Source organism: Streptomyces sp. NPDC001634 (assembly GCF_040298185.1).
Lineage (GTDB): Bacteria > Actinomycetota > Actinomycetes > Streptomycetales > Streptomycetaceae > Streptomyces.
Genome location: NZ_JBEOZU010000004.1, coordinates 41540 through 56404 on the forward strand (window position 1 = coordinate 41540; position 14865 = coordinate 56404).

Below are 14865 nucleotides of genomic sequence, written 5' to 3' on the forward strand. Positions count from 1 at the left end.
GTTCAACGGGCCGACGGGACATGCCCCGTCGGCCCGTCGCTTTGTCGGTCGTTGTCAGTGGCACCCGATAGCCTGCACAAACAGGAAAGCGAAGGGAGGGGCGAGCAGTGCGCGTACTGGGGGTGGACCCGGGGCTGACCCGATGCGGTGTCGGTGTCGTCGAGGGCGTTCCCGGGCGGCCGTTGACCATGCTCGGCGTCGGCGTCGTCCGGACGCCCGTGGACGCCGATCTGGGCCACCGCCTCGTCGCCGTCGAGCAGGGCATAGAGCAGTGGCTCGACGAGCACCGGCCCGAATACGTGGCTGTGGAGCGGGTGTTCAGCCAGCACAACGTGCGTACGGTGATGGGCACCGCCCAGGCCAGCGCCGTCGCCATGCTCTGCGCCGCCCGCCGCGGCATCCCCGTCGCCCTGCACACCCCCAGCGAGGTCAAGGCCGCTGTCACCGGCACCGGACGTGCCGACAAGGCCCAGGTCGGTGCCATGGTCACCCGGCTGCTCCGGCTCGACGCGCCGCCCAAGCCCGCCGACGCCGCCGACGCCCTGGCCCTCGCCATCTGCCACATCTGGCGTGCCCCCGCCCAGAACCGACTCCAGCAGGCCGTGGCCCTGCACGCATCGAAAGGCCGTACCGCATGATCGCCTTCGTCAGCGGCCCGGTCGCCGCCCTCGCCCCGGACTCCGCGGTGGTCGAGGTGGGCGGCGTCGGCATCGCCGTCCAGTGCACACCGAACACCCTCTCCGGGCTGCGGATGGGCCAGCAGACCAAGCTCGCCACGTCCCTGGTCGTCCGCGAGGACTCGCTCACGCTGTACGGCTTCGCGGACGACGACGAGCGCCAGGTCTTCGAGCTGCTGCAGACCGCGAGCGGCGTCGGCCCGCGACTGGCGCAGTCGATGCTGGCCGTGCACACCCCGGACGCGCTGCGCCGCGCCGTGGCGACCGGCGACGAGAAGGCGCTCATGGCCGTCCCCGGCATCGGCAAGAAGGGCGCCCAGAAGCTGCTCCTGGAGCTGAAGGACCGCCTGGGCGAGCCGATCGGCGCCCCCGCGGTCGGTACGGCGATCACGTCCGGCTGGCGCGACCAGCTGCACGCCGCCCTGATCGGCCTCGGCTATGCCACCCGCGAGGCCGACGAGGCCGTGTCCGCAGTGGCGCCGCAGGCCGAGGCCGCCGGGAGCACGCCCCAGGTGGGCCAGCTGCTGAAAGCGGCCCTGCAGACTCTGAACCGCGCCCGCTGACCCACCTGCGCCACCCCAGCTAGGAGACCTCAGTGAACTGGGACGACACGACCGACACTTCCGCCCCCGAGCGGCTGGTGGGCTCTGTCGCCGACCGTGAGGACCAGGCCGTCGAGGCCGCCCTGCGCCCCAAGGACCTGGACGAGTTCATCGGCCAGGAGAAGGTCCGTGAGCAACTCGACCTCGTGCTGCGTGCGGCACGCGCGCGCGGCGCCACCGCCGACCATGTGCTCCTGTCCGGCGCCCCGGGCCTCGGCAAGACGACGCTCTCGATGATCATCGCGGCCGAGATGGGCGCCCCCATCCGCATCACGAGCGGCCCGGCCATCCAGCACGCCGGCGATCTCGCCGCGATCCTCTCCTCCCTCCAGGAGGGCGAGGTCCTCTTCCTCGACGAGATCCACCGCATGTCCCGGCCCGCCGAGGAGATGCTCTACATGGCGATGGAGGACTTCCGCGTCGACGTGATCGTCGGCAAGGGACCCGGCGCCACCGCCATCCCGCTCGAGCTGCCGCCGTTCACCCTGGTCGGGGCCACCACGCGCGCGGGCCTGCTGCCGCCCCCGCTGCGCGACCGCTTCGGCTTCACCGCGCACATGGAGTTCTACGAGCCCGCCGAGCTGGAGCGCGTCATCCACCGCTCGGCGAACCTGCTCGACGTCGAGATCCACTCCGACGGTGCCGCCGAGATCGCGGGCCGGTCCCGCGGCACGCCCCGTATCGCCAACCGGCTGCTGCGCCGCGTACGGGACTACGCGCAGGTCAAGGCCGATGGAGTGATCACCCGCGAGATCGCGGCGGCCGCGCTCGGCGTCTACGAGGTCGACGCCCGTGGCCTCGACCGTCTCGACCGTGCCGTCCTGGAGGCACTGCTCAAGCTGTTCGGTGGGGGCCCGGTCGGCCTGTCCACCCTCGCCGTCGCGGTGGGGGAGGAGCGCGAGACCGTCGAGGAGGTCGCCGAGCCCTTCCTGGTCAGGGAGGGGCTCCTCGCCCGCACACCGCGTGGGCGCGTGGCGACTCCGGCCGCCTGGGCGCACCTCGGTCTCACCGCGCCACGCGGGGCGACCGGGGGAAACGGACAACAGGACCTGTTCGGGGCGTGACGGCGCGGGACTCGCACGGGCAGGAACCCGGGTGCCATGCTGAGCGTTGTTCCTTGCGTGCGGACTCGCTTAGACTCCGCCGATGCCGCCCCTGTGGGCGGCGCCGACCCCACCCCCATCCACCAGGCCGCGGATCCAGCGGTCGTGCGAAGGAAATTCCGTCCCGTGAATATCGTGACCCTCCTCCCGTTCATCGTGCTCATCGGGGCCATGTTCCTGATGACCCGCTCCGCCAAGCGCAAGCAGCAGCAGGCCGCTGACATGCGCAATCAGTTGCAGCCCGGCAGCGGCATCCGCACGATCGGAGGCATGTACGCGACTGTCAAGGAGGTCAACGAGGACACGGTCCTCGTTGACGCCGGCCCGGGCGTGGAGTTGCTCTTCGCGAAGAACGCGATCGGCGCCGTCCTCTCCGACGACGAGTACAACCGCATCGTCCACGGCATCGAGCACGACCTGAAGGCCGACGGCGCCGTCGTCCCCGACGACGCCTCCTCCCTCACCGAGACCGACGAGCCCGCTGCCGACGACTCTTCCGCCGCCTCCGAGGACAAGGCCGTCGACCTCGGCAAGAAGGACCTGGCCGAGGACGCCGCCGACGAGCCGGCCGAGGCGAAGACGGACGAAGCACAGCCGAAGAAGACCGACGGCGAGGCCGACGCGAAGTAGCCGCATCCCGGGACCGCGGCGCGGATACGCGCGCCTCGGCGCCCGGGTTGTGCGGTTTTCGCGCGGTATCCCGACACAATGGCATGGCCGCCCACGCGCTGACCCCGCGCGCGGCGGCCCGAGAGGGAGTACGAGAAGGTGGCAGCACCGAAGAAGGGCCGGAGCGCGAGTGCCCAGAGCAAGCCAGGGCGCTCACTGGCCCTCATCCTGATCGCCATCGCGGCGCTCACCGGGGGAATGTTCATCTCCGGTAACACCACTCCGCGTCTCGGCATCGACCTCGCCGGTGGCACGAGCATCACGCTCAAGGCGAAGAGCGGCCAGGAATCCGCGATCAACAAGACCAACATGGACACCGCGGTCGACATCATGAACCGCCGTGTCAATGGTCTGGGCGTCTCCGAGGCGGAGGTCCAGACGCAGGGTGATCGCAACATCATCGTCAACATCCCCAGGGGCACGAACTCCGAGCAGGCCCGGCAGCAGGTAGGCACCACGGCCAAGCTGTACTTCCGCCCCGTACTGGCCACCGAGGTCAGCGGTGCGGCCGCCTCGGCCAGCCCGACGCCGAGTGCCTCCAGCAGCGCCTCGAAGAAGGCCACGGGCACGGCGACGCCGTCCAGCTCCGCGAAGCCGTCCGGCTCCTCGAGCCCGTCGCCGAGCGCGACCTCGCAGGGCCGCCCGGTCACCGACGCGCTGAAGGCCACCTCGTCGCCGTCCCCGACCGGCTCCGCCAAGGCCTCCCCCAAGGCCTCCTCCAGTGCGAGCCCCTCCTCCAGCGCCTCTCCGTCGGCGAGCAGCGGTTCCGCCGCAGCCGCCAAGCTCCAGGCCCAGTACGCCACGCTGAACTGCGCCGACAAGGCGGTCCGCGCCACCGCCGGCGCGACGGCCAAGCCCACCGAGCCCACGGTGGCCTGCGGCCAGAACTCGCAGAAGCAGTGGCAGAAGTACCTCCTCGGCCCGGCCGAGGTCGCCGGCACGGATGTGAAGAAGGCCGCCGCGGTCTACGACACCCAGGGCGCCGGCGGCTGGAAGGTCACCATGGACTTCACGTCCTCGGGGTCCAAGAAGTTCGCGAGCATCACCGGCAAGCTGGCGAAGAACCAGTCGCCGCAGAACCAGTTCGCCATCGTCCTGGACGGCTCGGTCGTCTCCGACCCGTACGTCCAGCAGGCGCTGACCGGCGGCAACGCCGAGATCACCGGCAACTTCGACCAGACCGAGGCCAAGGACCTGGCGAACGTCCTGTCCTACGGTGCGCTCCCGCTCTCCTTCGAGGAACAGAGCGTCACCACCGTCACCGCCGCGCTCGGCGGTGAGCAGCTGCACGCCGGTCTGATCGCCGGTGCGATCGGCCTCGGGCTGGTCGTCATCTACCTGGTGGTCTACTACCGGGGCCTGTCGCTCATCGCTATCGCCTCGCTGATGGTCTCGGCGATCCTCACCTACGTGATCATGTCGCTGCTCGGTCCGACCATCGGCTTCGCGCTGAACCTGCCGGCGGTCTGCGGTGCCATCGTGGCGATCGGTATCACAGCGGACTCGTTCATCGTGTTTTTCGAACGCATCCGGGACGAGATCCGCGAAGGCCGCTCGCTGCGGCCGGCCGTCGAGCGGGCCTGGCCGCGCGCCCGGCGCACCATCCTGGTCTCCGACTTCGTGTCGTTCCTGGCCGCGGTGGTGCTGTTCATCGTCACCGTCAGCAAGGTCCAGGGCTTCGCGTTCACGCTCGGTCTCACCACGGTCCTGGACGTGGTCGTCGTCTTCCTGTTCACCAAGCCGCTGATGACGATCCTCGCCCGCCGCAAGTTCTTCGCGAGCGGCCACAGCTGGTCCGGCCTCGACCCCAAGCGTCTCGGCGCCAAGCCGCCCCTGCGGCGTACCCGTCGTCCCTCCGCCCCCGTCGACCCGAAGGAGGCGTGAGAGATGTCGAAGCTCGGCAACCTCGGCGCCAGGCTCCACCGAGGCGAGGTCAGTTACGACTTCGTCGGCAACCGCAAGATCTGGTACGGCATCTCGATCCTGATCACCATCACGGCCATCCTCGGCCTGACGGTGCGCGGCCTGAACATGGGCATCGAGTTCCAGGGCGGTGCCGTCTTCACCACGCCGAAGACAAGCGTCTCCGTGGCACAGGCGGAGACGTACGCGAAGGAAGCGTCCGGCCACGACGCCGTCGTGCAGAAGCTCGGCGACGGTGCCCTGCGTATCCAGATCGCCGGCATCGGCACCGCCGAGGCAGACCAGATCAAGGCGGACATCGCCAAGGACCTGAACGTCAACGCGGAGAAGCTCAACGCGGACCTGGTCGGCCCCAGCTGGGGCGAGCAGATCGCCAGCAAGGCCTGGCAGGGGCTGGCGATCTTCATGGTGCTCGTGGTGATCTACCTGGCGATCGCCTTCGAGTGGCGGATGGCTGTCGCGGCCCTGGTCGCGCTGATCCACGACATCACCATCACGACCGGTATCTACGCCCTCGTCGGCTTCGAGGTGACGCCGGGTACGGTCATCGGTCTGCTCACGATCCTCGGTTACTCGCTCTACGACACGGTCGTCGTCTTCGACAGCCTCAAGGAGCAGACGAAGGACCTCACCAAGCAGACCCGCTGGACCTACAGCGACGTCGCCAACCGCTCGATCAACAGCACCCTGGTCCGTTCCATCAACACCACCGTGGTGGCGCTGCTGCCGGTCGCCGGCCTGCTGTTCATCGGCGGCGGCTTCCTCGGCGCGGGCACGCTCAACGACATCTCGCTGTCGCTGTTCGTCGGCCTCGCGGCCGGTGCCTACTCGTCGATCTTCATCGCCACGCCGCTCGTCGCCGACCTCAAGGAGCGCGAGCCGCAGATGAAGGCCCTCAAGAAGCGCGTCCTCGCCAAGCGCGCCCAGGCAGCCGCCGAGGACGAGCTCGCCGGGGCGCGGGGTTTCGACGACGCCATCGCCGACGAGCCGCAGGACGCCGCGGTCGTCGGGCAGCGCACCCAGCCCGCCTCGCGCACCCGCGGACGTGGCCGACCCTCCGGAAAGCGCCGATGACCGAGATAAAGGACCTGCTGCTCAGCCGTATCCGCGACGTTCCCGACTACCCGGAGCCGGGCGTGATGTTCAAGGACATAACGCCTTTGCTCGCGGACCCGGCGGCGTTCACCGCGCTCACCGACGCGCTGGCGGAGCTGACCGTGCGGCACGGCGCGACGAAGATCGTCGGTCTGGAGGCCCGGGGCTTCATTCTCGGCGCCCCGGTCGCGGTCCGCGCGGGCGTCGGCTTCGTCCCCGTACGCAAGGCGGGCAAGCTCCCCGGAGCAACCCTCAGCCAGGCGTACGACCTGGAGTACGGCTCCGCCGAGATCGAGGTGCACGCCGAGGACCTGACCGCGGCCGACCGGGTGATGGTCGTCGACGACGTCCTCGCCACCGGTGGCACCGCCGAGGCCTCGCTCCAGCTCATCCGACGGGCGGGCGCCGAGGTCGCGGGTGTGTCCGTGCTCATGGAGCTGGGCTTCCTGGGCGGGCGCACCCGTCTGGAGCCGGCCCTGGACGGTGCCCCGCTGGAGGCACTGCTTCAGGTCTGAGACCGGTGCGGTACACCGCTGCGCCAGGTCCTGGAAGGCCGAACGACACCGAGAGGCGGGCCCGGAGGAATCCGGCGCCCGCCTCGTGCGTTTCTCTTGTAGAAGGCCGTCTCAGCGGCCTGGAGGCGAGCCTGGAGCCCGGGATCGCTACCATGGGGTCTCCGGAGCCTGACCGGGGGACCCGGATCGCGCACGAGGAGCCCTCTTGCCAGACGAGGCCCAGCCACTCACCGCCGCCAAGCCCGACCCGACTTCGGAGGCCGCGGCCACGCCCGCGCACAGCGCGAAGAACGCCCCGCACGGGCCGGTCGAGCACGCCCAGTCCGCGCCCGTCGACCAGGTGGCCGAGCAGCCGCGCCCCAAACCGGTCACGCCCGAGCGCGCCCCGGCAGTCCGCCCCGCTCCGGCCCCGCCCGCCCGCTCCGGCTCCTCCAATCGCGTCCCCGCCCGCCTCGCCCGCCTCGGCGTACAGCGCGCCAACCCGTACAACCCGGTCCTGGAGCCACTGCTGCGGATAGTGCGCAGCAACGACCCCAAGATCGACGCGTCGACACTCCGCCAGATCGAGCGCGCCTACCAGGTCGCCGAGCGCTGGCACCGCGGTCAGAAGCGCAAGAGCGGTGACCCGTACATCACGCACCCCCTCGCGGTGACCACGATCCTCGCCGAGCTCGGCATGGACCCGGCCACCCTGATGGCGGGCCTGCTGCACGACACCGTCGAGGACACCGAGTACGGCCTGGAGCAGCTGCGCCGCGACTTCGGCGACACCGTCGCGCTGCTCGTCGACGGCGTCACCAAGCTGGACAAGGTCAAGTTCGGCGAGGCCGCCCAGGCCGAGACCGTGCGCAAGATGGTCGTCGCCATGGCCAAGGACCCGCGCGTCCTGGTCATCAAGCTTGCCGACCGCCTGCACAACATGCGCACCATGCGCTACCTCAAGCGTGAGAAGCAGGAGAAGAAGGCGCGGGAGACCCTGGAGATCTACGCGCCGCTCGCTCACCGGCTGGGCATGAACACCATCAAGTGGGAACTGGAGGACCTCGCCTTCGCGATCCTCTACCCCAAGATGTACGACGAGATCGTCCGGCTGGTGGCCGAGAGGGCACCGAAGCGTGACGAGTACTTGGCCATAGTGACCGACGAGGTCCAGGCGGACCTGCGCGCCGCCCGCATCAAGGCGACCGTCACCGGCCGCCCCAAGCACTACTACAGCGTCTACCAGAAGATGATCGTCCGCGGTCGCGACTTCGCGGAGATCTACGACCTGGTGGGCATCCGAGTCCTTGTCGACACGGTCCGCGACTGCTATGCGGCACTGGGCACGGTCCACGCCCGCTGGAACCCGGTTCCGGGGCGGTTCAAGGACTACATCGCGATGCCCAAGTTCAACATGTACCAGTCGCTGCACACTACGGTCATCGGCCCCAACGGCAAGCCCGTCGAACTCCAGATCCGGACGTTCGACATGCACCGCCGCGCCGAGTACGGCATCGCCGCGCACTGGAAGTACAAGCAGGAGGCCGTCGCGGGCGCCTCCAAGGTCCGCACCGACGCTCCTCGTTCGAACGCCAGGGACAAGGACGCCGTCAACGACATGGCGTGGCTGCGCCAGCTGCTGGACTGGCAGAAGGAGACCGAGGACCCGAGCGAGTTCCTGGAGTCCCTGCGCTTCGACCTGTCCCGCAACGAGGTCTTCGTCTTCACCCCGAAGGGTGATGTCATAGCGCTGCCGGCCGGTGCCACCCCGGTGGACTTCGCGTACGCGGTCCACACAGAGGTCGGGCACCGGACGATAGGAGCCAGGGTCAACGGCCGCCTGGTCCCGCTCGAATCCACCCTGGACAACGGCGACCTGGTCGAGGTCTTCACCTCCAAGGCGACCGGCGCGGGTCCGTCCCGTGACTGGCTCGGCTTCGTGAAGTCCCCGCGCGCCCGCAACAAGATCCGTGCGTGGTTCTCCAAGGAGCGGCGCGACGAGGCGATCGAACAGGGCAAGGACGCGATCGCACGGGCGATGCGCAAGCAGAACCTGCCGATCCAGCGCATCCTGACCGGCGACTCGCTGGTGACGCTCGCGCACGAGATGCGCTACCCGGACATCTCCTCGCTCTACGCGGCGATCGGCGAGGGCCATGTGGCCGCGCAGAACGTCGTGCAGAAGCTGGTGCAGGCACTGGGCGGCGAGGAGGCGGCCACCGAGGAGATCGACGAGGCCGTCCCGCCCACGCGGAGCCGCGGCCGCAAGAGGCGCCGCAGCCAGGACCCCGGCGTTGTCGTGAAGGGCGTCGACGACGTGTGGGTCAAGCTGGCCCGCTGCTGTACGCCCGTCCCCGGCGACCCGATCATCGGCTTCGTCACACGCGGTAGCGGCGTATCGGTTCACCGCAGCGACTGCGTGAACGTGGAGTCACTGTCGCGTGAGCCCGAGCGCATCCTCGACGTGGAGTGGGCTCCGACCCAGTCCTCGGTCTTCCTGGTCGCGATCCAGGTGGAGGCGCTGGACCGCTCGCGTCTGCTCTCCGATGTCACCCGGGTCCTGTCCGACCAGCACGTCAACATCCTCTCGGCCGCGGTCCAGACGTCCCGCGACCGCGTGGCGACCTCCCGCTTCACCTTCGAGATGGGCGACCCGAAACACCTGGGCCATGTCCTGAAGGCGGTCCGGGGCGTCGAGGGCGTGTACGACGTGTACCGGGTGACCTCGGCGCGCAGGCCCTGACCCAGCGCACCCCACAGCCGACGGGGGAGCGACGTGGAAGGACGCGCACGGCACGGCTCAGGTGGTCACCTGCCGGTTCCGGACGGGCTGGGCACACGGGGACCCTGATCGCCGAGCGCTACCGCCTCCTGAGGATGCTCGGGCGCGGCGCGATGGGCGTCGTCCACGAGGCGGAGGGCACCCGGCTCGGCAGACGGTAGCCGTCAGGATGCTCGCCGCCGTCGAGGGCCTCGCCAGGGACGACGTCACCCTGGAACGGATTCTGCGGGAGGCCCGGGCGCCGGCGAGGATCGACCACCCGGGGTCGTCACCCTGTACGACAGTGGCGTGTACGCGACAACGACGTACCTCGTGATGCAGCTGCTCGACGGAATGAGCCTCGCCCGGCCGGTGTCGGAGGCAGGACCACCGCCGGCACCCGTCGTGTGCAGTGTGGGTCTCGGCATCGCGGAGGCACTCGCCGCCGCGCACGAGGCCGGGGTGCTGCACCGCGACGTCAAACCCTCCAACGTCGGCCTCACCCGTGACGGCCGCGTGGTCCTGCATGACTTCGGGCTCGCGCGGCCGGCCGACGAGGCGGTGATCACCCGGACGAGGGTGGTGAGCACCCCGCAGTTCATGGCGCCAGAGGCGATGCGCGGTGTGCTGCCGGGACCGCCGACGGACTGGTACGGCCTCGGCGCCTGCATGTATCCGATGCTCACGGGTGAGGTGCCGTTCGCCATGGGCGTCGAGATCGGGGCGATCGTGGAGCAGGCCCTGGACGACGGTGTGCCCTCGCTCCCGGGCCGTCTGCCGTCGTACCCGGAGGAACTGACACGCCTGGTCGACGACCTGCGCCGACAGGATCCCGCCGAACGGCCGCAACAGGTGGATACCGTCCGGAGCGTGCTCGGGGCGCTGCCGGACGACGGCACCGAGGTCCTCGTCGCCCTGCTGTCGCGGCGGTACCGCGAGCAGGCCTCTGCCGACGGCTCGCCGGTCTGCTCCAGGAGTCAGGCAACCATCTGCAGGCCCCCGAGGTCCTCGAACACGCCCTGGACATCGCCGAGCGGGGGAGTGCCCGGGTTTCGGCACACGCACCGGGGCGAGCGGCACCTGAAACGCGCGGCGGCCCGGCGGCAGGGATCCCTGCCGCCGGGCCGCACCCGGCCTATCCGGTGAGACCGGTCAGCCGCCGAACTCCTGTAGACCCTTCAGCGCCTGGTCCAGGAGCGCCTGGCGGCCCTCCAGCTCCTTCTCCAGCTTGTCGGCCTTGGCGTTGTTGCCCGTGGCCCGCGCCTGCTCGATCTGGCCCCTGAGCTTGTCCACGGCCGCCTGCAGCTGCCCCGTGAGACCCTCGGCGCGAGCCCGCGCCTCCGGGTTCGTACGGCGCCACTCGGCTTCCTCGGCCTCCTGGATGGCCCGGTCGACCGCGTGCATCCGGCCCTCGATCCTCGGCCGCGCGTCACGCGGCACATGACCGATGGCCTCCCACCGCTCGTTGATCGAGCGGAAGGCGGCACGGGCGGCCTTCAGGTCCGTGATCGGCAGCAGCTTCTCCGCCTCCTCGGCCAGTTCCTCCTTGAGCTTGAGGTTCTCGGCCTGCTCGGCGTCCCGCTCCGCGAAGATCGTGCTGCGCGCCGCGAAGAACACGTCCTGGGCGCCGCGGAAGCGGTTCCACAGGTCGTCCTCGTGCTCGCGCTGGGCACGGCCCGCGGCCTTCCACTCCGTCATCAGCTCGCGGTAGCGCGCGGCCGTCGGACCCCAGTCCGTCGAACTCGACAGCGACTCGGCCTCGGCGACCAGCTTCTCCTTGGTCTTGCGGGCCTCCTCGCGCTGTGCGTCCAGCTGCGCGAAGTGCGCCTTGCGGCGCTTGGAGAACGCCGAGCGGGCGTGCGAGAAGCGGTGCCACAGCTCGTCGTCCGACTTCCGGTCGAGCCGCGGCAGCCCTTTCCAGGTGTCCACCAGTGCCCGCAGCCGCTCACCGGCCGCCCGCCACTGGTCGGACTGCGCCAGCTCCTCCGCCTCGGTGACCAGCGCCTCCTTGGAGTGCCGGGCCTCGTCGGACTGCTTCGCCCGCTGCGCCTTGCGCTCCTCGCGGCGCTCCTCGACGGTCGCCACGAGTTTGTCCAGACGGGCCCGCAGCGCGTCCAGGTCACCGACAGCGTGGTGCGCCTCCACCTGCTCCCGCAAATGGTCGATCGCGATCTGCGCGTCCTTCGCCGACAGGTCGGTGGTCTGTACTCGCTTCTCGAGGAGGCCGATCTCGACAACCAGGCCCTCGTACTTGCGCTTGAAGTAGGCCAACGCTTCCTCGGGGGAGCCGGCCTGCCAGGAACCGACGACCTGCTCGCCATCGGCCGTACGCACGTACACGGTCCCCGTCTCGTCGACGCGGCCCCACGGGTCGCTGCTCACAGCGCCTCCTCCACATGATGCCTGCAGGGGGCCTCAGCACCCCCGGGCATCGTCCACAGTTTCGTCACCGCCAACATAGGCGACCGGCGGGGCGGCTGTCCGCATCCCGCGCGACCGAAATTTCGCAGTTGACGGTCAGGATTTCGTCACGCTCGCCTTGTTGATCACGACGGTTGCGTTCGGCGCTCCATCGCCCGCGCCCGTGTTCTCACCTGCGGCGGCGATTTTCTTCAGGACCTTCAGACCGGCCGCGTCGATCGTTCCGAACGGTGTGTAGCTGGGCGGCAACTGACTGTCCTGGTACACCAGGAAGAACTGGCTGCCGCCGGTGTGCTTCTGCCCGGTGTTCGCCATCGCGACCGTACCCGCCGGATACACGTTCCCCTTGAGGCTTTTGTCCGTCAGGTTCTCGTCCGGGATGGTGTAGCCGGGGCCGCCCGTACCGGTGCCCTTCGGGTCGCCGCACTGCAGCACGTAGATGCCGTTGGTGGTGAGCCGGTGGCACTTGGTGTGGTCGAAGAAGCCCTGGGCCGCCAGGAAGTTGAACGAGTTCACCGTGTGCGGGGCCGCGGCCGTCTTGAGCGCGATGCCGATGTCACCACAGGTCGTCGCCAGCTTCATCGTGTACTTGGCGGACGTGTCGATGGTCATCGCCGGCTCTTTCTTCCAGCTCAGCGACTTGACAGTGCCCGTGGCGGGCTTCTCGCAGGGGTCCGGCGCCTTGCTGGCCGCCGAGGCGCTCGGGGAGACCTCCGCGCCTGCTTTTGCCTTCTTGTCGTCGTTCTTGAAGACCCCGGTCGTGTACGACACCACGCCGCCCACGACGACCACGCCGAGCACTGAGGCGATCACGGAATTGCGCGTGCGTGCCTTGCGCCGCGCATCCGTGCGCCGCTGCTGCTGCCGCAAGAACTTCTCCCGGGCGAGCTGTCGCCGCCGCTGTTCCTGGGTGACCACGGGGTTTTCTCCTCATGCGTCTCGTACGCCGACCGGTACGCGTGCGTCTGCTGTGCCGACAGCCTGCGTGTGCCCCGTACCGTATATGGGTTCGCTGAGGAATCGGCAGCGCCGGTAGGCTCTGACACCTGAGTCAGTCACTTCCCGTACGACATTACGAAGGACGATCGTGCTGATTGCCGGGTTCCCCGCCGGGGCCTGGGGCACCAACTGTTACCTGGTGGCCCCCGCGGCGGGTGAGGAGTGCGTGATCATCGACCCGGGCCACCAGGCCGCCCAGGGAGTCGAGGACGCGCTGAAGAAGCATCGGCTCAAGCCCGTCGCGGTCGTTCTCACCCATGGCCACATCGACCACGTGGCCTCGGTCGTCCCGGTGTGCGGCGCGCACGACGTGCCGGCGTGGATCCACCCCGAGGACCGGTACATGATGAGCGACCCGGAGAGGGCGCTCGGACGTTCCATCGGGATGCCGCTGATGGGCGAGCTGACCGTGGGCGAGCCGGACGATGTCAAGGAGCTGACGGACGGCGCGAAGCTGGAGCTGGCCGGTCTGCAGCTCTCCGTCGCACATGCGCCCGGCCATACCAAGGGGTCGGTGACCTTCGGCATGCCTGAGGCGGCGGACATCCCGCCGATCCTCTTCTCGGGCGACCTGCTGTTCGCCGGCTCCATCGGACGCACCGACCTGCCCGGCGGTGACATGGCCGAGATGCTCGACTCGCTGGCCCGCGTGTGCCTGCCGCTCGACGACTCGACCGTGGTGCTGTCCGGCCACGGCCCCCAGACGACCATCGGCCAGGAACGCGCCACCAACCCGTATCTGCGGCAGGTGGCGGCCGGCCAGGGAGCTTTCGAGGCTCCCCGACGAGGAATGTGACGAGAGACCTTCCGTGAGTACCTTCAAGGCCCCCAAGGGCACGTACGACCTGATCCCGCCGGACTCCGCCAAGTACCTGGCGGTCCGCGAGGCGATCGCGGCCCCGTTGCGCAACTCCGGCTACGGCTACATCGAGACGCCCGGCTTCGAGAACGTGGAACTCTTCGCGCGCGGTGTCGGTGAATCCACCGACATCGTGACGAAGGAGATGTACGCCTTCGAGACGAAGGGCGGCGACAGGCTCGCGCTGCGTCCCGAGGGCACGGCGTCCGTGCTGCGCGCTGCGCTGGAGGCTAATCTCCACAAAACGGGAAACCTGCCGGTCAAGCTCTGGTACTCGGGCTCGTACTACCGCTACGAGCGCCCGCAGAAGGGCCGCTACAGGCACTTCTCGCAGGTCGGCGCCGAGGCGATCGGTGCGGAGGACCCGGCGCTGGACGCCGAACTGATCATCCTGGCGGACCAGGCGTACCGCTCGCTGGGCCTGCGCAACTTCCGCATCCTCCTCAACAGCCTGGGCGACAAGGAGTGCCGTCCGGTCTACCGGGCGGCGCTCCAGGACTTCCTGCGCGGTCTGGACCTCGACGAGGACACCCACCGCCGCACCGAGATCAACCCGCTCCGTGTCCTGGACGACAAGCGGGAGTCGGTCCAGAAGCAGCTGACGGGAGCGCCCCTCCTCCGCGACTACCTGTGCGACGCCTGCAAGGCGTACCACGAGGAGGTCCGTGAGCTGATCACCGCGGCGGGTGTGACCTTCGAGGACGACCCGAAGCTGGTGCGCGGCCTGGACTACTACACACGTACGACGTTCGAGTTCATCCACGACGGTCTGGGCTCCCAGTCTGCGGTGGGCGGCGGCGGCCGGTACGACGGGCTGTCGGAGATGCTCGGCGGCCCCGCGCTGCCGTCCGTGGGCTGGGCGCTCGGCGTCGACCGCACGGTGCTGGCCCTGGAGGCGGAGGGAATCGAGCTCGAACTCCCCGCGTCCACGAGCGTGTTCGCGGTCCCGCTGGGCGAGGAGGCCCGCCGGGTCCTCTTCGCGAAGGTCACGGAGCTGCGCAAGGTGGGCATCGCGGCGGACTTCTCGTACGGCGCGAAGGGCCTGAAGGGCGCGATGAAGAACGCGAACCGCAGCGGGGCGCGGTACACGATCGTGGCCGGCGACCGGGATCTGGCCGATGGCGTGGTCCAGCTCAAGGACATGGAGTCCGGGGAGCAGATCGCGGTCGGCGTGAACGAGATCGTGGCGGAACTGGAGTCCCGCCTGGGCTGACCGCCGCCCCCAGCTTCGCCGTTGACGGCGTCCTCAAACGCCGGACGGG

12 protein-coding genes and 1 pseudogene are annotated in these 14865 nt (G+C 69.6%); 11 read left to right on the forward strand and 2 right to left on the reverse strand.

Features of this window, described 5'->3' with window-relative positions:
• Positions 1-107: 107 nt before the first annotated feature.
• From ruvC to ABT186_RS03730, 9 genes and pseudogenes are all read left to right on the forward strand, one after another.
• Positions 108-638, forward strand: a complete 531-nt coding sequence (ruvC, locus tag ABT186_RS03690; RefSeq protein WP_351235665.1) for a crossover junction endodeoxyribonuclease RuvC — start codon at positions 108-110, stop codon at positions 636-638.
• Complete coding sequence (gene ruvA / locus ABT186_RS03695; protein WP_351923425.1) at positions 635-1240, forward strand: Holliday junction branch migration protein RuvA; 606 nt, start codon at positions 635-637, stop codon at positions 1238-1240. Before ruvC ends, ruvA begins: the two co-directional genes overlap by 4 nt.
• Positions 1241-1272: 32 nt before the next feature.
• Entirely contained in the window at positions 1273-2343 is a 1071-nt protein-coding gene (gene ruvB, locus ABT186_RS03700; RefSeq protein ID WP_351235669.1) for a Holliday junction branch migration DNA helicase RuvB, read from the forward strand.
• A 165-nt stretch (positions 2344-2508) separates the two neighbouring features.
• Positions 2509-3012 (forward strand): preprotein translocase subunit YajC, encoded by a 504-nt coding sequence (gene yajC / locus ABT186_RS03705; protein ID WP_351235671.1) that lies wholly within the window; start codon positions 2509-2511, stop codon positions 3010-3012.
• A gap of 138 nt (positions 3013-3150) precedes the next feature.
• Entirely contained in the window at positions 3151-4935 is a 1785-nt protein-coding gene (secD, locus tag ABT186_RS03710; protein ID WP_351235673.1) for a protein translocase subunit SecD, read from the forward strand.
• A gap of 3 nt (positions 4936-4938) precedes the next feature.
• Positions 4939-6048: a protein translocase subunit SecF gene (secF, locus tag ABT186_RS03715; RefSeq protein WP_351235675.1), complete on the forward strand. Its 1110-nt coding sequence runs from the start codon at positions 4939-4941 to the stop codon at positions 6046-6048.
• Positions 6045-6584 carry an adenine phosphoribosyltransferase gene (locus ABT186_RS03720; protein WP_351235677.1) on the forward strand — a complete coding sequence of 180 codons (540 nt, stop codon included), beginning with the start codon at positions 6045-6047 and terminating at the stop codon, positions 6582-6584. The genes secF and ABT186_RS03720 overlap by 4 nt, the downstream gene beginning before the upstream one ends.
• A gap of 205 nt (positions 6585-6789) precedes the next feature.
• The gene (locus ABT186_RS03725; RefSeq protein ID WP_351923427.1) at positions 6790-9306 is read left to right on the forward strand and encodes a RelA/SpoT family protein; all 2517 of its coding nucleotides are present in this window, start codon (positions 6790-6792) and stop codon (positions 9304-9306) included.
• A 309-nt stretch (positions 9307-9615) separates the two neighbouring features.
• Positions 9616-10470: pseudogene (locus ABT186_RS03730) on the forward strand (serine/threonine-protein kinase); the annotation flags it as partial.
• A 6-nt stretch (positions 10471-10476) separates the two neighbouring features.
• On the opposite strand, the gene ABT186_RS03735 reads toward ABT186_RS03730, so the two are convergent.
• Both ABT186_RS03735 and ABT186_RS03740 read right to left on the reverse strand, forming a co-directional pair.
• Positions 10477-11706, reverse strand: coding sequence for a DUF349 domain-containing protein (locus tag ABT186_RS03735; protein WP_351923429.1), 1230 nt, complete (start codon positions 11704-11706; stop codon positions 10477-10479).
• 135 nt (positions 11707-11841) lie between these two features.
• Positions 11842-12663 (reverse strand): peptidylprolyl isomerase, encoded by an 822-nt coding sequence (locus tag ABT186_RS03740; RefSeq protein ID WP_351236317.1) that lies wholly within the window; start codon positions 12661-12663, stop codon positions 11842-11844.
• Between the two features lie 169 nt (positions 12664-12832).
• On the opposite strand from ABT186_RS03740, the gene ABT186_RS03745 reads away from it, so the two are divergent.
• Positions 12833-13540 carry an MBL fold metallo-hydrolase gene (locus tag ABT186_RS03745; RefSeq protein ID WP_351236319.1) on the forward strand — a complete coding sequence of 236 codons (708 nt, stop codon included), beginning with the start codon at positions 12833-12835 and terminating at the stop codon, positions 13538-13540.
• A gap of 13 nt (positions 13541-13553) precedes the next feature.
• Positions 13554-14816, forward strand: coding sequence for a histidine--tRNA ligase (gene hisS, locus ABT186_RS03750; RefSeq protein ID WP_351236321.1), 1263 nt, complete (start codon positions 13554-13556; stop codon positions 14814-14816).
• The last annotated feature ends 49 nt before the right edge of the window (positions 14817-14865 follow it).

Excerpts from the sequence above, each read along its gene's own strand:
- ruvA (WP_351923425.1), top strand. The coding sequence starts at position 635 with ATGATCGCCTTCGTCAGCGGCCCGGTCGCCGCCCTCGCCCCGGACTCC.
- secF (WP_351235675.1), top strand. The coding sequence starts at position 4,939 with ATGTCGAAGCTCGGCAACCTCGGCGCCAGGCTCCACCGAGGCGAGGTC.
- ABT186_RS03720 (WP_351235677.1), top strand. The coding sequence starts at position 6,045 with ATGACCGAGATAAAGGACCTGCTGCTCAGCCGTATCCGCGACGTTCCC.